Source organism: Actinomycetospora sp. (assembly GCF_055612215.1).
Genome location: NZ_JBVPVA010000695.1, coordinates 1 through 1028, shown reverse-complemented (window position 1 = coordinate 1028; position 1028 = coordinate 1). Strand labels below are relative to the sequence as shown.

At 71.5% G+C, this 1028-nt stretch carries 1 protein-coding gene; it reads left to right on the top strand.

Annotated features, from left to right (window positions below; genetic code table 11):
* Window positions 1–150: 150 nt before the first annotated feature.
* A partial coding sequence (locus tag AC0CYZ_RS19085; protein ID WP_472218170.1) for an aldehyde dehydrogenase family protein occupies window positions 151–1028 on the top strand: 878 nt, incomplete at its 3' end.

Here is a 1028-nt window from a genome sequence, read left to right as displayed (position 1 = left end):
GGAGAACACGACTCCCGAGGGTAGGCACGAACCCGACGTTCGGCGCGGTGTGCGCTCCGTCGGCATGGAGTGCGGGGCGAGGGGGCACCTCACCGGGCGCACCGGCGTGCTCGACGGGGCCGCCGCGGTCGAGGGAGCTGGGAGCACGCCATGGGTGACGCCGCACGGGAGCGCCGGATCATCGAGGACGTCCCGAAGAAGCTGCTGATCGGCGGCCGGGAGCGCGACGCCGCGGAGGGGAAGACGTTCCCCGTCGAGGACCCGTCCACGGGCGAGATCCTCTGCGAGGTCGCCGACGCCTCCCCCGACGACGGCATGGCCGCGCTGGACGCCGCGGCGAAGGCGCAGGCCGAGTGGGCGGCGACCGCCCCGCGCGAGCGCGGCGAGATCCTGCGCCGGGCCTTCGAGATGATCACCGAGCAGACCGACGACATCGCGATGCTCATGACCCTCGAGATGGGCAAGCCGCTCGCGGAGTCCAAGGCCGAGATCGGCTACGCCGCCGAGTTCTTCCGCTGGTTCGCCGAGGAGGCGGTGCGGATCTCGGGCGAGTGGAAGGTGAACGCGACCGGCAGCGGCCGGATGCTCGTGATGCGCCAGCCGATCGGCCCGTGCCTGCTCATCACCCCGTGGAACTTCCCGCTGGCCATGGGCACCCGCAAGATCGGGCCCGCGATCGCCGCCGGCTGCACCATGGTGATCAAGCCGGCGTCCCTGACGCCGCTGACGATCCTCAAGCTCGCCGACATCCTGGCGGCGGCGGGACTGCCCGAGGGCGTGCTCAACGTCGTCACCACGAAGTCGACCGGCAAGGTGATGGGCCCGCTGATCGCCGACGGCCGCATCCGCAAGCTCTCGTTCACCGGCTCCACCGAGGTCGGGCAGAGGCTCATCGAGCAGTCCGCGCAGCAGGTGCTCAAGACCTCGATGGAGCTCGGCGGCAACGCGCCGTTCGTGGTGTGCGCGGACGCCGACGTCGACGCCGCCGTCGAGGGCGCGATGCTCGCGAAGATGCGCAACATCGGCGA